At 74.8% G+C, this 21,427-nt stretch carries 19 protein-coding genes; 6 read left to right on the forward strand and 13 right to left on the reverse strand.

Features of this window, described 5'->3' with window-relative positions:
• Window positions 1–37: 37 nt before the first annotated feature.
• From ACQFYA_RS14790 to ACQFYA_RS14820, 7 genes are all read right to left on the reverse strand, one after another.
• On the reverse strand, window positions 38–850 hold the full coding sequence (locus ACQFYA_RS14790) for a carbohydrate ABC transporter permease (RefSeq protein WP_499125442.1): 813 nt from the start codon (window positions 848–850) through the stop codon (window positions 38–40).
• A 6-nt stretch (window positions 851–856) separates the two neighbouring features.
• Window positions 857–1,807 (reverse strand): carbohydrate ABC transporter permease, encoded by a 951-nt coding sequence (locus ACQFYA_RS14795; protein ID WP_499125443.1) that lies wholly within the window; start codon window positions 1,805–1,807, stop codon window positions 857–859.
• On the reverse strand, window positions 1,804–3,018 hold the full coding sequence (locus ACQFYA_RS14800) for a sugar ABC transporter substrate-binding protein (protein ID WP_499125445.1): 1,215 nt from the start codon (window positions 3,016–3,018) through the stop codon (window positions 1,804–1,806). Before ACQFYA_RS14800 ends, ACQFYA_RS14795 begins: the two co-directional genes overlap by 4 nt.
• 136 nt (window positions 3,019–3,154) lie before the next feature.
• On the reverse strand, window positions 3,155–4,150 hold the full coding sequence (locus tag ACQFYA_RS14805; RefSeq protein ID WP_499125446.1) for a LacI family DNA-binding transcriptional regulator: 996 nt from the start codon (window positions 4,148–4,150) through the stop codon (window positions 3,155–3,157).
• Between the two features lie 229 nt (window positions 4,151–4,379).
• Window positions 4,380–6,857, reverse strand: a complete 2,478-nt coding sequence (locus ACQFYA_RS14810) for a glycoside hydrolase family 65 protein (RefSeq protein ID WP_499125448.1) — start codon at window positions 6,855–6,857, stop codon at window positions 4,380–4,382.
• Complete coding sequence (locus tag ACQFYA_RS14815; protein ID WP_499125449.1) at window positions 6,854–7,621, reverse strand: HAD family hydrolase; 768 nt, start codon at window positions 7,619–7,621, stop codon at window positions 6,854–6,856. Before ACQFYA_RS14815 ends, ACQFYA_RS14810 begins: the two co-directional genes overlap by 4 nt.
• Window positions 7,622–7,754: 133 nt before the next feature.
• Window positions 7,755–8,792 (reverse strand): uroporphyrinogen decarboxylase/cobalamine-independent methonine synthase family protein, encoded by a 1,038-nt coding sequence (locus ACQFYA_RS14820; protein WP_499125451.1) that lies wholly within the window; start codon window positions 8,790–8,792, stop codon window positions 7,755–7,757.
• Window positions 8,793–8,969: 177 nt separating this feature from the next.
• On the opposite strand from ACQFYA_RS14820, the gene ACQFYA_RS14825 reads away from it, so the two are divergent.
• Together ACQFYA_RS14825 and ACQFYA_RS14830 are read left to right on the forward strand one after the other, a co-directional pair.
• Window positions 8,970–9,440 carry an ester cyclase gene (locus ACQFYA_RS14825; RefSeq protein ID WP_499125452.1) on the forward strand — a complete coding sequence of 157 codons (471 nt, stop codon included), beginning with the start codon at window positions 8,970–8,972 and terminating at the stop codon, window positions 9,438–9,440.
• 42 nt (window positions 9,441–9,482) lie between these two features.
• Window positions 9,483–10,295: a TrmH family RNA methyltransferase gene (locus tag ACQFYA_RS14830; RefSeq protein WP_499125454.1), complete on the forward strand. Its 813-nt coding sequence runs from the start codon at window positions 9,483–9,485 to the stop codon at window positions 10,293–10,295.
• Between the two features lie 39 nt (window positions 10,296–10,334).
• Here ACQFYA_RS14830 and mnmA read toward each other — a convergent pair whose 3' ends face one another.
• The 6 genes from mnmA to ACQFYA_RS14860 all read right to left on the reverse strand — a co-directional run bounded on the left by mnmA (window position 10,335) and on the right by ACQFYA_RS14860 (window position 18,180).
• Complete coding sequence (gene mnmA / locus ACQFYA_RS14835) at window positions 10,335–11,465, reverse strand: tRNA 2-thiouridine(34) synthase MnmA (RefSeq protein WP_499125455.1); 1,131 nt, start codon at window positions 11,463–11,465, stop codon at window positions 10,335–10,337.
• Window positions 11,462–12,655 (reverse strand): cysteine desulfurase family protein, encoded by a 1,194-nt coding sequence (locus ACQFYA_RS14840; RefSeq protein ID WP_499127547.1) that lies wholly within the window; start codon window positions 12,653–12,655, stop codon window positions 11,462–11,464. The genes mnmA and ACQFYA_RS14840 overlap by 4 nt, the downstream gene beginning before the upstream one ends.
• Window positions 12,656–12,889: 234 nt before the next feature.
• Complete coding sequence (locus ACQFYA_RS14845) at window positions 12,890–15,133, reverse strand: PhoX family protein (protein ID WP_499125457.1); 2,244 nt, start codon at window positions 15,131–15,133, stop codon at window positions 12,890–12,892.
• Between the two features lie 163 nt (window positions 15,134–15,296).
• On the reverse strand, window positions 15,297–16,358 hold the full coding sequence (locus tag ACQFYA_RS14850) for a molybdenum cofactor biosynthesis protein MoaE (protein WP_499125458.1): 1,062 nt from the start codon (window positions 16,356–16,358) through the stop codon (window positions 15,297–15,299).
• Window positions 16,355–16,891, reverse strand: a complete 537-nt coding sequence (moaC, locus tag ACQFYA_RS14855; RefSeq protein ID WP_499125460.1) for a cyclic pyranopterin monophosphate synthase MoaC — start codon at window positions 16,889–16,891, stop codon at window positions 16,355–16,357. Before moaC ends, ACQFYA_RS14850 begins: the two co-directional genes overlap by 4 nt.
• Window positions 16,888–18,180, reverse strand: coding sequence for a molybdopterin molybdotransferase MoeA (locus tag ACQFYA_RS14860; protein WP_499125462.1), 1,293 nt, complete (start codon window positions 18,178–18,180; stop codon window positions 16,888–16,890). Before ACQFYA_RS14860 ends, moaC begins: the two co-directional genes overlap by 4 nt.
• A gap of 104 nt (window positions 18,181–18,284) precedes the next feature.
• Between ACQFYA_RS14860 and ACQFYA_RS14865 the strand changes: the two genes are divergently transcribed.
• Genes ACQFYA_RS14865 through ACQFYA_RS14880 form a run of 4 tightly spaced genes read left to right on the forward strand, consistent with a single transcriptional unit; the run spans window position 18,285 to window position 21,347 of the window.
• Window positions 18,285–18,680, forward strand: coding sequence for a TOBE domain-containing protein (locus ACQFYA_RS14865; protein WP_499125464.1), 396 nt, complete (start codon window positions 18,285–18,287; stop codon window positions 18,678–18,680).
• A gap of 23 nt (window positions 18,681–18,703) precedes the next feature.
• On the forward strand, window positions 18,704–19,486 hold the full coding sequence (gene modA, locus ACQFYA_RS14870) for a molybdate ABC transporter substrate-binding protein (RefSeq protein ID WP_499125466.1): 783 nt from the start codon (window positions 18,704–18,706) through the stop codon (window positions 19,484–19,486).
• Complete coding sequence (locus ACQFYA_RS14875; protein WP_499125467.1) at window positions 19,483–20,295, forward strand: ABC transporter permease; 813 nt, start codon at window positions 19,483–19,485, stop codon at window positions 20,293–20,295. The genes modA and ACQFYA_RS14875 overlap by 4 nt, the downstream gene beginning before the upstream one ends.
• On the forward strand, window positions 20,292–21,347 hold the full coding sequence (locus ACQFYA_RS14880; RefSeq protein WP_499125469.1) for a sulfate/molybdate ABC transporter ATP-binding protein: 1,056 nt from the start codon (window positions 20,292–20,294) through the stop codon (window positions 21,345–21,347). The genes ACQFYA_RS14875 and ACQFYA_RS14880 overlap by 4 nt, the downstream gene beginning before the upstream one ends.
• The last annotated feature ends 80 nt before the right edge of the window (window positions 21,348–21,427 follow it).

The following is a 21,427-nucleotide window of genomic DNA, read 5'->3' on the forward strand; positions in this document are numbered from 1 at the left end:
GTCGTGTCGGTGCGGTGTGCGGGGGTCCGGCGGGGCGTCACTTGACCGCCCCTCCGGTGGCGCCGGCGGCCACGTACTTCTGGGCGACGACGAGGAGCACGATGGCGGGGACGGAGGCGAGCACCGCCGTCGCCATCACCGAGCTCCAGTCGTTGACGTACGCGCCGAGGTAGTTGTAGATGCCGAGCGTGACGGGCCGGACGTCCTCGGTGGTCGTCAGGGTCAGCGCGAACAGGAAGTCGCTCCAGGTGAACAGGAACGTGAACAGGGCGGCGGTGATCAGGGCGTTGCGGCTCACCGGGAGCACCACGGAGACGAAGGCGCGCACCGGGCCCGCCCCGTCGACCAGCGCGGCCTCGACGATCGCGGGCGGCAGCGCCTGCATCAGCGCGCGGCAGATGAGGATCGCGAAGGGGATGCCGGCGGTCGAGTCCGCGAGGATCAGGCCGGGGATCGAGTTCAGCAGGCCGAGGTCCGCGTACGCGCTGTAGAGCGCGTTCGCGATGACGATGCCGGGGATCATCTGGCTGATGAGGATGCCGAAGAGCACCCAGCCCGCCCAGCGCAGCCGGAACTGCGCCAGCGCGTAGGCGGCGGGCACGGCGATCACGAGGCTGAGGACGACGCTGCCGAGCGCGACCACGAGGCTGGTCGCGAGGTTCGGCCCCTGCTCGGCGAGCGCCGTGCGGTACCCCGTGAGGTCCGGCGACAGGGGGAACCACGAGGTGTCGACGGTGGCGCCGTTCGGCTGGAGCGACGCGTTGACCATCCAGTAGATCGGGAAGAGCAGCACCGCGATGACGACGATGCCGGCCGCGGTGTGCAGCCAGGGGTGACGGACGGTGTTCATGGGACCTCACTCATCCACGGCGCGCCGGTTGAGGCGCAGATAGACGGCGGCGAAGACCAGCGAGACCACGATGAGGATGTTGCTCACCGCGGCGCCCTGGCCGAAGTCGAACGTCGCGAACGACAGCTGGTAGGACTGCGTGGCCAGGGTCTGGGTCGCGTTGGCGGGACCCCCGTCGGTCAGCCCGAGGATGATGTCGAGCACCTTGAGCGTGTAGACCACCCCGAGCACCAGGACCACGGAGACCACCGGCCGCAGCATCGGCCAGGTGATGTGGCGGAACGCGCGCCAGCGGGTGGCGCCGTCCAGCGCCCCGGCCTCGTAGAGCTCGTCGGGGATGCCCTGCAGCCCGCCGTGCAGGATCACGGAGTTGAACGGGATGCCGATCCAGACGTTGACCGCGATCACCGCGCAAAGCGCCAGCGACGTGCTGGTCAGCCACGGGACGCCCGTGTCGGTGATCCCGGTGCCCACGAGCAGCCGGTTCAGCGCCCCGGAGTCGGTGTCGAGCAGCCACTTCCAGACGGCGCTGGCGACGATCAGCGGGATCAGCCACGGCAGCAGGATGAGCGAGCGCAGCAGGCCCGAGAGGGGGAACCGCCGGCGGAAGAAGAGGGCCAGCCCCAGCCCGAGGACGAACTGGCCGGCGATGGAGCCGACGGTGAACAGGAAGGTGTTGAGCAGGGCCGTGCGGAACAGCGGGCTGGTCACCACCTCGCGGTAGTTGTCCAGGCCCGCCCACGGGGCGTCGCCCGTGAAGAACGTCGAGATCGTGTAGTGCTGGAAGCCCATCACGACGTTCTGGACCACGGGGTAGCCGTAGAACAGGACCAGGTAGAGGACGGCCGGCCCGAGGAACAGCGCGGTCACCAACCGGTTGTTCCGCTTCCGGGCGGGGCGCCGCGGCGCCGCCGGCGGCGCGACGGTCCGGGCGGGTGCGGGTGCCGTGGTCGTCATACGTACTCCTGGGCTTCCGCGAGGGCGTCCGCGGCCCCGGCCTGACCGGACAGGGCGAGCTGGACGGCGGTGTACAGGGCGGTGGCCGTCGTCGGCCACTCGGGGCCGAGCTCCGCGGTGCGCGCACGCGCGCCCTCGATGAGCTCCGCGAACGCGGCCATCTCCGGACGACGCTCGAGGAACGCCTCCATGAGGTCCGGCCTGCCGGGGACCGTGGAGCGCTTCTCCGCCATCGACAGGAGGCTGTCGTCCGCGAGGAACGCGGTGAGGACCTGGGCGGCGAGCTTCTCCTTCGCGTGGTCGCCGGTGGCCGGGACCGTCCACACCTCGCCGCCGAGCGGGGCGACGGCCTCCTGGGTGGACGGGTCGCGCGTGGGGAGCGTGACGACGTCGTACTCCAGGCCGTCGACCGCAGACAGCTCCGGGATCTGCCAGGGCCCGTTCACCATCATCGCGGCGCGCCCGGCCACGAACTGGTCCTTGACGTCGGCCTGGCTCCAGCTCAGCACCGAGGTCGACGCGTGCCCCTGCCCGACCAGGTCGGACAGGAGGTCGAGGGCGCCCGCCGCCTCCGGCGACGCGATGCGGCGCTCGTCGGCGCCGTTCGACCAGAAGAAGGGCAGGTACTGCCAGGTGCCCTCGTACGTGGCGGCCCCGCAGAACGCGACGCCGTAGCGGTCGCCCCGGGTCAGCGCGGCGGCCGCGTCGCGCAGCTCGTCCCAGGTGGTGGGCGGCTCGACGCCCGCCTCCTCCAGCGCCGGCACGTCGTAGAACAGCGCGACCGTGTTGACGGTGGGGGCGAGCCCGTACACCCGCCCGTCGTAGGTGCCCGCGGCCGTGACCCCGTCGGTGTACCCGTCGGTGGGGATCCCGAGCGCGTCGAACGGGCGCAGCGCCGTGGTGGAGGCGATCTGCTGCAGGTCCGGGTTGTCGAGCATGAGGATGTCCGGGAGCGTCCCGGACGACCCCTGCTGCAGCACGCGCTGGATCAGCGAGTCCCCGCCGACGGACACGCGCTCGAGGGTCACGCCGACCGTCGCGGCGGCCGCGTCGAGCGCGGCGCCGATGACGGTGCGGTCGGGGTCGTTGGTGTAGGTGTCGAGCACCCGCAGGGTGCGGGGCGGCGCGGCCGTCCGCTCGCCCCCGCAGCCCGCCAGCAGGGCGGTCAGGGGCGCGAGGAGCCCCGCCGCGGTGACGGCCCGCCTGGACACGGGCCGGTCGTGCCAGGCGGGTCCCCCGGTGGGGATCCTCCCGGTTGTCGATGCGCATCGATGCTGCATATGGCTCCACCTTCCTCGTCGTCGGTTCGGGTAGCTCGCGGGCAGGCCGCGGAGGTGTGTGCGGGGGCTAGCGGCGCGTCGAGGCCCGGCGGACGAGCGTGGCGGGCACGAGCGCCGCCCCCCCGCCGGGCGGGACGTCCCGGTCGACGAGCGCGAACACGCGCTCCATCACGCGTCGCGACACGTCCCGCGGCTGGGTGGAGGCGGCCGTCAGCCCGTAGGCCTCCGCCTCGCCGTCGGTGGCCAGGGCGACGACGTCGACGTCCCGGCCGGGCCGCGCACCCCGGTCGCCGAGCGCCCGGAGCGTCTCGGGGATCGCGGTCACCAGGAGCAGGCCGGCCGGCTCGGCCGCGGCGAGCGCGGCGTCGACCACCTGCTGCACGTCCCGCTCGCCGGCGGGCTCGTGCCAGCGCAGCTCCACCCCGCGCTCCTCGGCGGCACGGCGGGCGCCGCGGCGGAGGCGCGGCACGTAGTTGAAGCCCTCCGCGACGACCTGGGGGCCCCAGCCGACCACGTCGACCGTCCGGTGCCCGAGGTCCGCGAGCTCGCCCACGAGGAGCCCGCCCGCCGACTCGAAGTCGAAGTCCAGGCAGTCCAGGCCCGCGCAGTCCTCGGGGACGCCGACGAACACGACCGGGAGCGACAGGCCCCGCGCGATCTCCACGCGCTCGTCGGTGGTGCCGACCTCCATGACCACGACGGCGTCGCACAGCGACCGCCCGGCGACGCGGCGCAGCCCGGCCGGCCCCTCGTCGGCGGTCACCAGGAGGACGTCGAAGTCACGGCCGCGCGCGGCGAGGGTGATCTCCTCGACGAACATCATCAGCCGCTCCGCGCTGGAGCTCTGCCGCAGCGGCATGACGACCGCGATCGTGCTGGTGCGGTGGCCGGCCAGGGCCCGTGCCCCCGCGTGCGGCTCGTAGGTGAGCCGGGCGATCGCGTCCTCGACCCGGCGCCGCGTCGTCTCGGAGATCGGCCGCTTGCCGCTCATCACGTACGAGACGGTGGACTGCGACACCCCGGCCTCGCGAGCGACGTCGGCGCTCGTGGGGGCCTTCGGCATGCCGTCCTCCTCGTCGCGGATCGTCGTCGATGCGCATCGATGCGCGTCGCCGACGACACTAACGAACGGACCACGGCGCCGCAACGTCCTGCGGCCAGCGCGCCGGCCCGAGCCTGTCGAGAGGTGGTCTCGACAGGCTCGACCGACGGCACGGGCTCGACCGACGGCACAGGCTCGACCGACGGCACAGGCTCGACCGACGGCACAGGCTCGACCGACGTGAAGGACGTCAGGAGTGCGGCACCGTCGCGGTGATGAGGGTGCCGTCGTCGCGACGGTTGCCGGACAGCGCCCGCAGGCTGGGGCGGCCGGGGCGCACGGGGCCCTGGCCGTCGAGGGCGACGACGGTCGGCTCGCCCGGCGCGACCTTCACCTGCTCGCCGCGCACGACGACCTGCGCCCCGTCCCCCGTCTCGGCCGCGAGCTCGAGCTCGTCCGATCGCACCGTGACGCGCAGGCGCGAGCCGTGCCAGGTGACGCGGAACGTCAGCGCCTCCCAGCCCTGCGGCAGGCGCGGGTCGAACGACAGCACGCCGTCGTGGTCGCGCATGCCGCCGAAGCCGAACGCCAGCGCTGACCACGTGCCGCCGGCGGAGGCGACGTGCACGCCGTCGGCCGCGTTGGAGTGCAGGTTCGCCAGGTCGACCAGCAGCGAGGAGACGAAGTACTCGAGCGCGAGCTCGTGGTACCCGACCTCGGCGGCGATGATCGACTGCACGACGCCCGACAGAGTGGAGTCGCCCGTGGTCAGCGGGTCGTAGTACTCGAAGTCGGCGAGCTTCTGCTCCGCGGAGAAGTGCTGCCCCTGCAGGAAGAGCGCCAGCACCACGTCCGCCTGCTTGAGCACCTGGTACCGGTAGATGACCAGCGGGTGGTAGTGCAGCAGCAGCGGCCGCTTGGTCACGGGCGTCGCCGCCAGGTCCCAGATCTCGCGCTCCAGGAAGTGCGAGTCCTGCGGGTGGATGCCGATGCTCTCCGCGTACGGGATCGACATCCGGTCTCCGGCGCGGGTCCACTCGGCCGTCTCGTGCACCCCCAGGGACAGGCGCTCGGCGAGCTTCTCGTAGTCCTCCGGGTACTCGGCGCGCATCGTCTCCACGACGAACGCCGCGGCGCGCAGGTTGAACCGCGCCATGACGTTGGTGAACAGGTTGTCGTTCACCACGGTGGTGTACTCGTCCGGGCCGGTGACGCCGTGGATGTGGAAGTTGTCGTCCCCGTTGGCGCGCCAGAAGCCGAGGTCCTGCCACATGCGGGCGGTCTCGACGAGGACGTCCGCCGCCTCGCGGCGCAGGAAGTCCGTGTCGCCCGTGGCGCGCACGTACTGCACCAGCGCGAAGCAGACGTCGGCGTCGATGTGGTACTGGGCGGTGCCGGCCGCGTAGTAGGCCGACGCCTCCTCGCCGTTGATCGTGCGCCAGGGGAACAGGGCGCCCTTCTGCGACAGCTCCCGCGCGCGGCGCCGCGCGGCGTCGAGCATCTGGTAGCGGAAGCGCAGGGCGTTGCGGGCGTACCGCGGGCTCGTGTACGTGAGGAACGGGAGCACGTAGATCTCCGTGTCCCAGAAGTAGTGCCCCGAGTAGCCGCTTCCGGTGAGCCCCTTGGCGGGGACGCCGGACCCCTCGGCCCGCGCGGTCGCCTGCGCGAGCTGGAAAAGGTTCCAGCGCACGGCCTGCTGGATCTCCGGGCGGCCGGCGATCTCCACGTCGGACCGGGCCCAGAAGTCGTCCAGCCAGGTGCGCTGGTGGGCGAGCTGCGCGTCGATGCCGCTCGCCCGGACGCGGTCCAGCGTGCGGCGGCAGCGGTCGACGAGCTCGCGCGTCGGGACCCCGCGGGACGTGTGGTACGTGACCACCTTCGTCAGCCGGATCGGGTGCCCGGCCTTCGCGTGCACGCGGAAGACGTGCTTGGCGAGGTCGTCGTCCACCTGGGTGCGCACGTCCCACTCGTCCTCGGTCTCGAGGGTGTGGTCGGCGGCGACGGCGAGCGTCATGCCCGAGTTGGTGGACCGGTACGACAGGACGAGGCGCTCGTCGTCTCCCCAGCGCGTCAGCGGCTGCAGCACCCGGCCGGCGAACGCCTCCGCCTTGCGCGGGTCGAAGCCCTCGCCGAGGGACGCGGCGGGCACGTGGTACTCGTCCTGGCCGTCCTGCCGGTTGAGGATCTGCGAGGAGATCGCCACCGGGCCGTCGGCGTCCAGCAGCTCGACCTCGAACGTCATCACCGCGAGGTGCCGCTCGACGAACGAGACCATGCGCTGCGAGCTCACGCGGACGCGCTTGCCCGACGGCGTGCGCCACAGGATCTCGCGGCGCAGCACGCCGTCGCGCAGGTCCAGCGCCCGCTCGTAGTCGATCAGGTCGGCCACCGGCAGCAGCAGCGGCTCGTCGTCCACGTACAGCCGGATCACCTTGGTGTCCGGGGCGTTGACGATGGTCTGCCCGACCTTCGCGAAGCCGTAGGCCTCCTCGGCGTGGCGGATCGGCCACGTCTCGTGGAAGCCGTTGACGAACGTGCCGTGCGCGTGGGACTCGCGCCCCTCCTCGACGTTGCCGCGCATCCCGAGGTAGCCGTTCGCCACGGCGAAGAGCGACTCGGTGACGCCCAGGTCCTCCGCGGAGAACTCGGCCTCCACGAGGCGCCACGGCTCGGCGGGGAAGCGCAGGCGGTCCACGGACCGCTGCTCGTCGGCGGTGCGGTGGATCATGCCTGCTCCCCCTGCTCCTCGTGCTGTCGGTCGGCGGTGCGCGCGGGCGCGTCCAGGACGGACGCGTCGAGCTCGCCCAGGTCGGCGACCACCCGGTCCGCGCCGTGCGCGGCGAGCGCCTGGGCGCCCACGCCGCGGTCGACGCCGAGCACCAGGCCGAACGGGCCCGCGGCGCCGGCCTGCACGCCGGAGAGCGCGTCCTCGACCACGACCGCCTCGGCGGCCGGGACGCCCAGCAGCTCCGCGGCGCGCAGGTACGTGTCGGGGGCGGGCTTGCCCGCCAGGTGCTCGCGCGCCGCGACGTTGCCGTCCACGACCACGGTGAACCGTGCGGTCAGCCCGGCCGCGGCGAGCACGGCGGGCGTGTTGCGCGACGACGAGACCACGGCCACCTGCGCGCCCGCGGCGGTCACGGCGTCCAGGAACCGCACCGAGCCCGGGTAGGGGGCGATGCCCTCCTCGTCGAACATGCGGTTGACGATGACGTCCTTGCGGTTGCCGAGCGCGCACACGGTGTCCTCGCCGGGCGCGTCGTCGGCCGTGCCGCGCGGCAGCTCGACGCCGCGCGACGCGAGGAACGTGGCCACGCCGTCGTACCGCGGCTTGCCGTCGATGTGCGCGAAGTAGTCCGCGGACGTGTAGGGGACGAGGCCGCGGGCGTCGCAGTAGGGCGCGAAGAGGCGTTCCCACGCCCGCATGTGCAGCTCGGCGGTGGGGGTGAGCACGCCGTCGAGGTCGAACAGCACGGCTCGGAGGCTGGTCACGGTGATCCTTCGAGGTCGAGGTCGGTGGTCGGTCGCCGGCGCGAGGGCTCGGCGTCGCGCCCGGGGCCGTGGTTCAGCCTAGTCAGTCCGTCGGCGGTCCGCCGGGCCGGTCGCGCGCCGGCCCGGCCGGTGCTCAGGCCGCGGCGCGCTCCGCGAGCGCCTCCGCCACGCGGCCGAGGTTCGCCAGCTCCGCGCGGTGGGTGTCGACCGCCTCGAGGCGGCGACGGGTCGCGGCGAGGAGGGTGACCTCCGCAAGGCCGGCCGCCGGCAGCCCGACGCGGCGCCACGGCTCCGCGACGAGGCGCACGAGCTCCGCGAGCTGCGGCCCCGAGCACTGCGAGACCGTGGCGGGCGGCAGGCCCGCCCACAGGCCCAGGCCCCGCTCGGACGCGCGGGCGAGCAGCTCCCAGGCCCGCTCGTTCCAGCCGCCGGGGCCGACGTCGGCGAGGTCGAGCCCCACGGCGTCCGCCCCGGCGAGCGCCACGGGCGGCACGCCGACCCAGGTCGCGCCGAGGTGCACCACCACCCGGGCGCCGGCGTCGTGCGCGGCGTCGACGACGGGCCGCAGGCCCTCCACGACGTCCGGCCCGGGCACGGCGCGCAGCCGTCCGTAGCCGGAGAAGCTGGGCAGCACACCCGCGTGCACCTGGCCCAGCAGCGGCTCGGTGAGCTGCACGACCGGGGTCGCGCCGGGCACCTGGGCGCGCACCTGGGCGACGTGCGCACGCACCGCCTCCCCCAGCGCGAGCGACAGGTCGCGGCGGGCCCCGGCGTCGGCCAGCACGCGGTCGCCGCGCGCCGACCACAGCTCGGCGGCGAGGGTCCACGGCCCGACGAGCTCGAGGGCGAGGGCGCCCTCGTACCCGACGGCCGCCACGGCCAGCGCGCCCAGGTCCTCGCGCAGCAGCGCGTCGGCCCGCCGCAGGTCCGTGCCCGGGTGGTCCGCCAGCTTCCAGCCGTGCGGCCCGAGCTCGACGGGCATCTCCGCGAGCATCGCGGCCGTCCGCCCGACGGCGTCGGCGCCCGGCCCGCGGCCCGTGAGCTGCGTCAGGAACGGGAGTGCGTCCACGCCCGTGGGCAGGGACGCCAGGTCGTCCAGGACGGTCTGCTGCGCCGTCAGCTCGTCGCGCGCGCCGCCCGGCCAGGGGCCGTGCCCGGAGACCGTCGTCATGCGTCCACCTCGTGCCCGGTCCGGGACCCGACGGTCCCACCGACCACGGCACGCACCGTCTCGGAGATCGTCACCACGGAGTTCACCACCACCTCACCTCTTCCGTCGCGTCACGCCGCGACGGCTCACCAGTCTCGAAGGGTAGGAGCACGGTAACGGCACGACGAAGGAGTCCCGATGTCCGTCATCCTCGACCAGGTGCCCGACGCGGTCGCGCGCCCCGCCGACCTTCGCCAGGCCGTCCTGCCGTCGACCGCCCGCGCCGTCGCGACGCGCGTGCACGCCAACGCGATGCCGTCCGGCGCGGAGGCGGTGCTGCGCCGCCAGCTCGCGCCCGGCTTCCGCAACCACGACGTGCTGCCGGGCTGCGCCGGGGGGCCCGACGCGCTGGTGGCCACCATGCACTGGTTCCACGACGCGTTCGTCGAGCAGCGGGTCGAGGTGCTGCACTCCGTCACCGAGGGCGACCTCGTGTCGCTGCACGTCGCGTTCAGCGCCCTGCACTCCGGGTTCTTCCTCGGGGTCGCGCCGTCGCACCGGCGCTTCACGGTCCGCGAGATGCACCTGGTCCGCGTCCACGACGGGCTCGAGGCCGAGCACTGGGTGATGCGCGACCAGGTGTGGTGGGAGCACGAGCTGCGCCGCTGACCCGCGCCACTGACCCGCACCGCGCCGTGGGAGACTGCCCGCATGCGGATCACCGTGCGCAACGCCCGTTTCCAGCAGCTGCAGACGTTGCTCACCAACCGCACCAAGCGGGGCCGCGCCGGCGAGTTCCTGGTGCAGGGCGTGCGGCCGATCACGCTGGCCGTCGAGCACGGCTGGCAGGTGCGCACCCTGCTGCACGAGACCGACCGCCGGCTGTCGTCGTGGGCCCAGGACGTGCTGCAGTCCACCGGCGCCGAGACGATCGCGATGTCGCCCGACCTGCTCGCCGAGCTCTCCGAGAAGGACGCCGGCGCCGCCGAGCTGCTCGCCGTGGTGGCGATGCCGGCGGACGACCTGGCCCGCGTCCCGGTGGGGCCGTCGTTCCTGGGCGTCGTGTTCGACCGGCCCACCCAGCCGGGCAACGTCGGGGCGGTCGTGCGGTCCGCCGACGCGTTCGGCGCCGACGGCCTGGTCGTCACCGGGCACGCCGCCGACCCCTACGACCCGAAGTCGGTGCGCGCCTCGACGGGCTCCTTGTTCGCCCTGCCCGTGGTGCGGGCCGCCTCGCACACCGACGTCCTCGACTGGGTCGGCGGGCACCGGAGCGCCGGGCGGCCGATCACCGTCGTCGCGACCGACGAGGACGGCGACGCCGCGCCCGCCGACGTCGACCTGTCCGGCCCGGTGCTCCTGGCCGTCGGCAACGAGACCGCCGGCCTGTCGAAGGGATGGCGCGAGGCCGCCGACGTCACGGTGGCGATCCCCATGGCCGGCTCCGCGAGCTCGCTCAACGCGTCCAACGCCGCGTCGATCGTGCTGTACGAGGCGCACCGGCAGCGGCTCGCGCGGGGCTGACCGGGCCGACGGGGCTGACCGGGGCGGCGTCCGGCGGGTTCAGTCCCGCCAGGCCCGCGCGACGGTGCCCTGCCCCAGCACGTGCGTGCCGCGGTACACGACCAACGACTGGCCTGCCGCCACGCCGCGCAGCGGCCGCCCGGTCAGCTCGACGTCGATCGCCGGTGTCCCGTCGGCGGCCGTCCCCGCTCGCACCCGCGCCGGCACGGGCGCGCCATGGGCGCGGACCTGCACCTCGACGGCCTCGAGCCAGCCGGGCTCGTCGGGCGCGCTCGGCGGCTCGGTGAGCCAGACGGCCTTCTCGGTGGCGACGCGGTCCACGCTCAGCAGCTCCGCCGGGCCCACGACCACCGTGTTCGACGACGTCTGCACGTCCACGACGTACCGCGCGCGACCGTCCTCGGCGGGGCGACCGAGGCCGAGCCCCTTGCGCTGCCCGACCGTGAACCCGTACGCGCCGTCGTGCTCCCCGACGACGTTCCCGGCCGTGTCCACGACCTCGCCCGGCCGCGAGCCGAGCCGGTCGCGCAGGAAGCCGCGGGTGTCGCCGTCGGCCACGAAGCAGATGTCGTAGGAGTCGGGCTTGGCGCTCACGGACAGGCCGCGCCGCTCGGCCTCCGCGCGGACCTCCGCCTTCGACGCGAACCCGCCGAGGGGGAACATCGCGCGGGCCAGCCGGTCGGGGCCCATCACCGCGAGCACGTACGACTGGTCCTTCTCGGCGTTCGGCGACCGGTGCAGCTCGCGGGCCACCGTACCGTCCGGGGTCTCGCGCGTGACGACCTGCGCGTAGTGGCCCGTGGCCACGGCGTCGAAGCCGAGCGCGGTGGCCTTGTCGAGCAGCGCCTCGAACTTGATGTGCTCGTTGCAGCGCACGCACGGGTTGGGGGTGCGCCCGGCCTCGTACTCGGCCAGGAAGTCCGCGACCACCGTCTCCTCGAACCGCTCGGAGAGGTCCCAGACGTAGTACGGGATGCCGAGCACGTCCGCGGCGCGGCGCGCGTCGCCCGCGTCCTCGATGGAGCAGCAGCCCCGCGAGCCGGTGCGGAACTGGTCGCGGTTGCGGCTCAGGGCCATGTGCACGCCGACCACGTCGTGCCCGGCCTCCACCGCGAGCGCCGCGGCGACGGCCGAGTCGACGCCGCCGGACATGGCGGCCAGCACCCTCATGCCGCGCCCCCCGTCCCGACGGAGCCGGAGACCAGGCCCGCCGCGCGCGCCCGCCCCACGACCTGCGGCAGGGCCGCGACGAGGCGCTCGACGTCGTCCGCCGTCGACGTGGCGCCGAGCGAGAACCGCAGGGCGCCGCGCGCGTCGAGCTCGGGCACGCCCATGGCGAGCAGCACGTGCGACGGCTGCGGCACGCCCGCCTGGCAGGCCGACCCCGTCGACGCCTGCACGCCCGCCGAGTCCAGCAGGTACAGCAGGGAGTCGCCCTCCGCGCCCGGAAAAGTGAAGTGGGCGTTGCCGGGCAGGCGCGCGGGCGCGCCGTCGGGCAATCCGTCCCCCGCCGCCGGCTCCGGTCCGCGCAGCACGGCCTGCGGGTCGGCGGCGCGCACGCCCGCGACCAGGGCGTCGCGCAGGGTCGCGAGGCGCTCCGCGCGCTCCGGGCGCGCGGCGACCACCTCGGCCAGCGCGACGGCGAACGACCGGACGGCGGGCACGTCCAGCGTGCCGGAGCGCACGCCGCGCTCCTGCCCGCCCCCGTGCAGCACCGCCTCGAGCGGCAGGTCGCGGCGGGCGAGCAACGCACCCACGCCGATCGGCCCGCCCAGCTTGTGCGCCGTCACCGTCATCGCGTCCACGCCCGACGCCGCGAAGTCGACCTCGGCCTGGCCCACGGCCTGCACGGCGTCGGTGTGCACCGGCACCCCGTGCTGGTGCGCGAGCCGCACGACGTCGCGCACCGGCTGCAGCGTGCCCACCTCGTTGTTGGCCCACATCACGGACACGAGCGCCACCTCGTCGGCGTGCTCCACGAGCTCGGCGCGCAGCGCGGCCAGGTCGAGGCGGCCCTCGCCGTCCACCGGCAGCAGCACGATCTCCGCGCCGGCGTGGCCCGCGAGCCAGAACGCCGGGTCGAGCACGGCGTGGTGCTCGACGGCGGACACCAGCACCCGGGTGCGGCGCGGGTCCTGCCGGCGCCGGCCCCAGAAGATCCCCTTGATCGCGAGGTTGTCCGCCTCCGTGCCGCCGGCGGTGAAGATCACCTCGCTGGGCCGCGCGCCGAGCGACGCCGCTACCGACTCGCGGGACTCCTCGACCGCCCGGCGCGCCGCGCGCCCCGCCGAGTGCAGCGAGCTCGCGTTGCCCGTGCGACCCGCCTCCGCCATGTACGCCTCGAGCGCCGCGCGCGACATGGGGGTCGTGGCGGCGTGGTCGAGGTAGGCGCCCGCGGGCGCCTCGGGGGTGGTCACGGTCCCCCAGTCTACGAACCGCCGGCCACCCGCTCGCCACCGCGAGGGATCCCGTTCTCGCCGAGGTAGTTCGAAAGCCCGCGAGGTAGTCCGGTTCTCGCCGAGGTAGTGGACTGGACCACTACCTCGGCGAGATGCGAACTACCTCGGCGAGATGTGAACTACCTCGTGGTGCGGTCAGCGGTGACGGGGCCAGGGGAAGGGCCCGGGGCCGTCCCAGCCGTCGTCGCGGTGGCCGTTCCCGTTCCCGTTCCCGTGGCCGTTCCCGTGGCCGTTCCCGTGGCCCGGGTGCTCGCCGCGGCCCGCCTTGTAGACCTGCACCGTGGACGGGCGCGGTCCGCGCCAGGCGCCCGCGGGGGCCTTCTCGCCCTCGGTGAGGTAGTCCGGGAAGTAGGAGTTCTGGGCGTCGATGCTGCCGTCCTCGCCCGGGTGCTGGACGTTGACGTAGACCATCGCGTCGCGCGAGTCGACGACCGGCCCGCAGGTCTCGGCGTCGCGCGGCACGGAGAGGAACTGCTCCACCTTCCCGCGCTGGCGGCCCGCGAGGGTCACCTTGAACAGGCCGTCGCACTTCTGGATGGTCGACGGCGCGCCGTCCGTGGAGATCCACAGGTTGCCGTCGGCGTCGAACGCGAGGTTGTCCGGGCACGAGATGGGCGACACCTTGTCCGCCGGGAAGCCCGAGAAGTACGTCGAGCCGTTCACCGCGGGGTCGCCCGCCACGAGCAGCAGGTTCCAGGTGAACGTGGTGGACGTCTGGTCGCCGCGGTCCTCGATGATCTCGACGACGTGGCCGTCGCGGTTGGTGGTGCGCGGGTTGGGCTCGGTGGCGCCCTCCTTGCCCTCCTGGCCGCGGTCGGTGTTGTTGGTGCACGCCACGTAGATCCGGCCGGTGAGCGGGTTCGGCTCCACGTCCTCGGGGCGGTCCATCTTGGTGGCACCGACCGCGTCGGCCGCGAGGCGCGTGAAGACGAGCACCTCCTCGACCGTCATGCCGGCCACGCGGGACATCCCGTCCTTGACCAGCGGGATCCACTCGCCCGTGCCGTCGAAGCCGCCGTCGGACGGGACCGCGCCCGTGCCGTCGATCTCGGCGGCCGGCGAGTCGCCGGTGAACCGCGCCACGTACAGGTCGCCCTCGCTCAGGAGCGTCTTGTTGTGGCGGCGGGCCCAGCGGCTGCTGCCCTCGCGGAAGCGGTCCCTCGACACGAACTTGTACACGTAGTCGAAGCGCTCGTCGTCGCCCATGTACGCGACGGCGTGCCCGCGCTTCGACAGGATGACGTTGGCGCCCTCGTGCTTGAGGCGACCCATCGCGGTGTGCTTCACCGGCGCCTCGTCGGGCTCGTACGGGTCGACCTCGACGACCCAGCCGAAGCGGTGGCTCTCGTACTCGTAGCCCGGGTTGTTGCCGTCGAAGCGCGGGTCGTCGAGCTCCCAGCCGTAGCTCGTCGCCTTGTCGGCGAGGCCGTAGCGCGCGTCGCGCGGGTCCTTGCCGTTGACCCGGAAGTTGGCGTTGTAGTTCTCCTCGCCGGAGACGACGGTGCCCCACGGGGTGGTGCCGCCCGCGCAGTTGTTCAGGGTGCCGCGCACGCGGGTGCCGGTCGGGTCCGCGACCGTCTTCAGGAGGTAGGACCCGGCCGCCGGGCCGTCGACGTCGAACTCGGTGTCCACGGTGATGCGGCGGTTGTAGCGGCTGATGCGCGAGTAGGTCCACGGGGAGCCCTCGCGGTCGCGCCGCAGCTCGACCACCGACATCCCCCACGCGGCGCGCTCGATCGCGCGCCGGGTGGCGGCGTCGTAGGAGGCGTCGAACATGATGCCGGCGTTGGTGTACTCGTGGTTGCTCACGAGCAGCCCGCGCGTGCCGCGCCTCGTCTTCCCGCCGCGGGGCCGGACGTCGTCCGGGTCGGCGGGCAGGATGTCGAGGTAGTCGACGTTGTAGCCGAACTGCTTGGCCTGCTGCTCCGGCGTCTGGCGCGCGGCGTCGAACGAGCGGCCGCCGGGCAGGATCGGGTCGCCCCAGCGGATGATCGGGGACCACTCGTAGCCGTCCGGGACGACGAACGCGTCGACGCCCGCGTCCTGCGGGGCGATCGCGCCGAAGGCGAGGCCCTTGCCGGCCCCGCGGCCTGCGGCGGCTCCGGACGACGTGGCGGCGCTCGCGCCCGGGGCGCCTGCCACCTGGGCGCCGACGGCGACGGTGGCGGCCGCGGCGGCGAGGCCGCCCAGCATGACGCGCCGGGACAGGGCGCGGGCCGCGACGTCGCGGAAGTACTCGTTGGCGGACTCGTTGGGTGCCGGATGCGAGCAGGCGTCCGCGCACTTCAGCCGGCACGTGACGGGGCTGCGCTTGCCGCGCGCGTAGTGGGGGGTGGCCGCGAGCTCCAGCAGCGGGCGCGACTCGGGGGCGATCGTCATCGGTGGCACTCCTGAGGTAGGGCGGTGACGTGACCGGGGGTGACGCGCCCGACGGTAGGGAGCACCGATGGCCGCCCGCCGTCGCGACACCGACCCTCAGGTGAACAGCAGATGACCCGCAGGTTCGGCGGCCCGCGGTCGGCACCCGCGGGGCCGGGCGCGCTCAGCCCAGGGACGCCACCCACTCGGAGGTGCCGTCGTCGAAGCCCTGCTCCTTCCAGATCGGCACCTCGGCCTTGAGCTCCTCGACGAGGTCGGACGCCGCGGTGAACGCGGCCTGCCGGTGGCCCGCGGCGACGGCCGCCACGACGGCGACGTCGCCCACGGCCAGGTCGCCGGTGCGGTGCACGACGGCGGCGCGCACGCGGTCGCCCGTCGCCGCGGCCGTGCGCCGCGCGACGCGCTCCGCCACGGCGCGCAGCACCGCGGCGGCGTCCGGGTGCGCCTCGTAGTGCAGGCGCTCGACGCCGCGCCCCTCGTCGTGGTCGCGCACGTACCCGGTGAACGTCGCGACGGCCCCGCAGGCGTCGTCCCGCACGAGGTCGCTCAGCTCCGCGAGCAGCGGGTCGAGCGGCGTGTCGACGACATCGGCGCGCAGCACGACCGCGTCGCTGGTCGAGCCCGTCGATGCCGGGGTCTCGACAGGCCCGACCGGCGGGGTGTCGACAGGCTCGACCGCCGGGGCGGGGTGGTCGCCGCCGCCGAGCTGGTCGACGGCGTGCGGCAGCACGTCGGCGAGCGCGTCGAGGCCGTCGCGCACGCCGCCGACCGACCCCGGCAGGTTCACGACGAGCGTGCGCCCGGCCACCCCGGCGACGCCGCGGGACAGCGCCGCCGCCGCGACGGGCCGCTTCGCGGGGTCGGTCGGCGCGACCGAACGCGCCCGCACGAGCTCCGCGATCCCCGGCACCTCCCGGTCGAGCACGGCGCGGGTGGCCTCCGGCGTGCGGTCGCGGGGCCCGAGGCCGGTGCCGCCGCTGGTGACGACCAGGTGCGGGACGTCGTCGGGCGCCGCCACCAGCAGGTCGGCGAGGGCCTCGCGCACCGGGTCGCCGTCGGGGACGACGACCGGCCGCGACGTGCGCCAGCCGCGGGCCGCGAACCACTCGACGGCTGCCGGGCCGGACCGGTCCGCGTACTCCCCCGCCGCCGCGCGGTCCGACGCGACGACCACGGCGACGCGGCGCTCCGGCCGCCCTCCATCGTGCTCGTGCGTGCCGCTCATGCGCCCTCCCCGTCCGTCGCGCGCGTCCAGTCGCCCGACTTGCCGCCCGACTTCGCCACGACCCGCACGTCGGTGAGCACGGCTGCCTTGTCGACCGCCTTGATCATGTCGTAGAGCGTGAGCCCCGCGACCGTGACGGCGGTGAGCGCCTCCATCTCGACCCCGGTGCGGCCGGTGGTGCGCACGGTCGCGGTGATCCCGACGCGATCCCCTGCGGGCACGACGTCGATCTCCACGCCGGAGATCGGCAGCGGGTGGCACAGCGGCACGAGGTCGGGGGTGCGCTTGGCGCCCAGGATCCCCGCGATGCGCGCGGTGGCGATCGCCTCCCCCTTGGGCAGGTCACCGGCCGCGATGCGCGCGACGACGTCGGCCCGGGTGCGGAGCACGCCGGTCGCGGTGGCCTCGCGCCTCGTCACGTCCTTGGCCGAGACGTCGACCATGTGCGCGGCGCCGTCGGACCGGTAGTGGGACAGGCCCTGCGACCGGTCCGGCGTCGGGTCGGGTGTCGGGTCGGTCAACGGGTCGGTCATCGGAGCTCCTGGTAGTCGACGGCGTCGCCGGCCTCGAGGCGCGCGACGCCGGGCGGCACGTGCACGAGGACCGTCGCGGCGGCGAGATGGGTCAGCAGGTGGGAGCCGGGGCCGCCGCTCATGCGCACGCGACCGTCGGCGTCGAGGGTGCCGCGCCGCACCTGGTGCAGCGCGGGCGGCGAGTCGATCGGCTCGGCGAGCGGGGCGCGGCCGGCCGGGCGGCGCGCGGGGACGGCGCCCGTCGCGGCGGCGAGCAGCGGGCGCAGGAACAGCTCGAACGACACCAGCGCGCTCACCGGGTTGCCGGGGAACGCGACGAGCGGGACCTCCCGCGCGCCGAGTGCGACGGTGCCGAGGCCCTGCGGTCCGCCGGGCTGGACGGCGACGTGGCCGAACCAGGCGTCCGTGAGCGTCTGGCGCACCACCTCGTACGCCCCCGCGGACACGCCCCCGGTGGTCACGACGAGGGCGACGTCGCTCGGCGCGTCGGCGAGCAGACGGCGCAGGGCGTCGGGCTCGTCGGGGGCGACGCGCGTCGTGACGCGGGCGCCGGCCTGCGCGAGCGCGGCGGTGAGGGCGGCGCCGTTGGCGTCGTGCACCTGCGCCGGGCCGAGCGGAGCGCCCGCGGGCGCGAGCTCCGACCCGGTCGAGACGAGCAGCACGTGCGGCGGGGCGGCGACGTCGATGGTCCGGACGCCGGCGGCGACGAGCGCCCCGAGCTGGGCGGCACCGAGCGGCGACCCGGCGGGGACCAGCACGCTGCCCGCCGCGACGTCGGACCCGGCGGCCCGCACGTACGTGTCCGGCGCGACGGGCGCCGCGAACCGCACCACGCCGTCGCCGGACGCGTCGTCGAACGACGGGAAGGCGGGCGGGTCGGCGTCCTCGACCCGCACGACGGCGTCCGCTCCCGGCGGCACCGGGGCGCCGGTCATCACGGGTGCCGCGGAGCCCGGCGCCAGCGGCGGCGGCTGCGTGCCGGCAGGAACGGGGGCGACCACGGGCAGCGTCACCGGTGCGCCCGGGGACGCGCCGTCGAGGTCCGCGGAGCGCACCGCGTACCCGTCCATCTGCGAGTTGTCGAAGCCGGGCAGCGCGACGGCGGCCACCGCGTCGCGGGCGAGCACGCGCGGCGACAGCCCGGCGCCGGCGCCGACCTGCGTCAGCAGCGTCGCGACGTCGACCCGCGCCGAGCCCTGCCCGCGCGCCACCGCCAGCGCGGGCGCGACCAGCTCGGCCACCGCCGTCGCGTGGTCCGCCACCGACCGTCGGGTCACGTCCTCATGCACGGGCGCCAGCCTATGTCTCGGCGACCAGAGACCCTGGCGGGCTCGTCATCGGCACCCCCGGGATGCCCTGTCGGTTCCGCAGATGCAGGGATACGATCCGGTTCATGCCGCACATGCGCGTGTCAGAGGCGTCCGTCTACCTCGGGGTCAGCGACGACACCGTGCGCCGCTGGATCGACCGGGGCCTGCTCGGGTCCACCACGGACGCGTCGGGCCGCAAGGTCGTGGACGGGTACGAGGTGGCGATGGTGGCCCGCGAGCACGCCACTCCCCCGGCGCTGCCGGGCGGGATGAAGAGCTCGGCGCGCAACCGCTTCGTCGGGCTGGTCACGGAGATCCAGACCGACAAGATCATGTCCCAGGTGGAGCTGCAGTGCGGGCCCTTCCGCGTGGTGTCGCTCATGAGCAGCGAGGCCGTGCGCGACCTCGGGCTCGAGCGGGGCTCCGTCGCGGTGGCGGTCATCAAGTCGACGACCGTGGTGATCGAGGCCGAGGCGTGATCGGCCCAGGACTGAGGAGACGCATGAGGAAGCACGCCGCTGCCGGGGTCGCGGCGCTCGCCGTGGCGGTGCTGGCCGGCTGCGGCACATCGGCGACCGGGGACGACGGCGCGGACGGCGACACGACGACACTCACCGTGTTCGCCGCGGCGTCGCTCAAGGGCTCGTTCGAGGACCTCGCCGAGCAGTTCGAGGACGCGCACGACGGCGTGGACGTACAGCTCAGCTTCGCCGGGTCGTCGGACCTGGTGGCGCAGATCCAGCAGGGTGCGCCGGCCGACGTCGTCGCGTCCGCCGACACCGCGAACATGGACAAGCTCGTGGCCGACGACCTGGTCGCCGCGCCGCAGGACTTCGCCACCAACACGCTCGAGATCGCCGTCCCGCCGGGCAACCCCGCCGGCGTCGAGACCCTCGCCGACCTCACCGACCCCGACGTCGCCCTCGTGCTGTGCGCGCCGGAGGTGCCGTGCGGCGCGGCGTCCACGAAGGTCGAGGAGGCCGCAGGCCTCGACCTGCAGCCGGTGAGCGAGGAGCAGAGCGTCACCGACGTGCTCGGCAAGGTGATCGCGGGCGAGGCGGACGCCGGGCTCGTCTACGTCACCGACGTCGCCGCCGCGGGCGACGACGTCGAGGGCGTCGAGCTCCCCGAGTCGGCCGGCGCGGTGAACACCTACCCGATCGCGCCCGTCGCGGACGCGACGCAGGCGGACCTCGCGCAGGAGTTCGTCGACCTCGTGCTGTCCGACGACGGGCAGCAGACGCTCGCGGGCTTCGGCTTCGCCGGGCCGTCGCCGATGCGATGAGGGTCTCGACAGGCTCGACCACCGGGGGCGGGAGCGCCGTCGGCCTGCCGCGCTGGGCGTTCGTCCCCGCCGCCCTGGGCGGGCTCTTCGTGGTGCTGCCGCTGGTGGCGATGGCCACGCGGGTCGACTGGTCGAGCTACTGGTCCCTGGTCACCAGCGAGTCGGCGCGCGCCGCACTGGTGCTGAGCCTGCAGACGTCGGCGGCGAGCACGGTGGCGTGCCTCGTGCTCGGGGTCCCGATGGCGCTGGTGCTGGCGCGGTACCGCTTCCCCGGGATCGACCTGCTGCGCTCGCTGGTGATGGTCCCCCTGGTGCTGCCGCCCGTGGTGGGCGGCATCGCGCTGCTCTACACGTTCGGGCGGCGCGGCCTGCTCGGCGAGACGCTGCAGGTGGCGGGCGTGCAGATCGCGTTCTCCACGGCCGCGGTCGTGCTCGCGCAGACGTTCGTCGCGCTGCCGTTCCTCGTGACGAGCCTCGAGGGCGCGCTGCGCACCGCCGGCGCCCGGTACGAGGTCGTCGCGGCGTCCCTCGGCGCCCGCCCCACGACGGTGCTGCGCCGCGTGACCCTCCCGCTCGTGTGGCCGGGGCTGCTGTCCGGTGCGGTGCTGTCGTTCGCCCGCGCGCTCGGCGAGTTCGGCGCCACCATCACGTTCGCCGGCAGCCTGCAGGGCGTCACCCGCACCCTGCCGCTGGAGATCTACCTGCAGCGCGAGACCGACCCCGACGCGGCCGTCGCCCTGTCGCTGCTGCTCGTCGTCGTCGCCGTCCTCGTCATCGCCGCCACCCGCCGCGGCCGGAGCCCGCTATGACCCTCTCCTTCGCCGCGACGCTTCCGGCCCGCGGGTTCGACGTCGAGCTCGACGTCGCCGAGGGCCGCACCCTCGCGCTGCTCGGCCCGAACGGGGCGGGCAAGTCCACCGCCCTCGGGATCGTGGCCGGGACGCTGCGCCCGCACGACGGCCACGTCACGCTCGACGGCCGGCCGCTCGTGCGCGCCGCCGCCGGCCGCACCCGCACCTGGGTGCCGCCCCACGCCCGGCACGTCGCGCTGCTCGCGCAGGAGGCGCTGCTGTTCCCGCACCTGTCCGTGCGGCAGAACGTCGCCTTCGGGCCGCGGTCCCAGGGGGCGCGCCGCCGGGACGCCGAGGCCGCGGCAGCGCACAGGCTGGAGCAGATCGGGCTCGCGCACCTGGCCGACCGCGCCCCGTCGACCCTCTCCGGCGGGCAGGCGCAACGCGTGGCCGTCGCCCGCGCGCTCGCGGCGGAGCCCCGGCTGCTGCTGCTCGACGAGCCCATGGCCGCGCTCGACGTCGACGTGACCCCGGAGCTGCGCCAGACGCTCAAGCGGCTGCTCGCCGGCCAGACCGCCGTCATCACGACCCACGACGTGCTCGACGCCCTGCTCTTGGCGGACGAGGTGGCCGTGATCGAAGGGGGACGCGTCGTCGAGCGCGGCCCGACGGCGCAGGTGCTGGCCCGACCCCGCAGCGCGTTCGCCGCCCGGATCGCCGGGCTCAACCTCCTCACCGGGACGTGGACCGGCGACGGCGTCCGCACGCCCGCCGGCGAAGTGGTGCACGGCCACCGGCCCGGCGAGGGCCTGGGCGTCGGCGCGCCCATGACCGCCGTCTTCCGCCCCGCCGCCGTCTCTGTCTACCTCGACGACCGCCACGGCTCGCCGCGCAACACGTTCCGCGGCACGGTGCACTCCCTGGAGCCGCGCGGCGACCTCGTGCGGGTGCGCACCGACCACCTCGCCGCCGACGTCACGCCCCAGGCCGCCGCCGAGCTGTCGCTCACCCCCGGCACGCGGGTCTGGCTGTCCGTCAAGGCGGCGGAGGTCGACGTCTATCCCGGATGACGGCCCGTCGACCGCGCGTCAGACGCTCGGGGAGGGGCGGTAGACCTCCTCGACCCGCTCCTGCTGTCAGTGCCGATGTG

The sequence above is a fragment of the Promicromonospora sp. Marseille-Q5078 genome, assembly GCF_050315395.1.
Taxonomy (GTDB): domain Bacteria; phylum Actinomycetota; class Actinomycetes; order Actinomycetales; family Cellulomonadaceae; genus Isoptericola.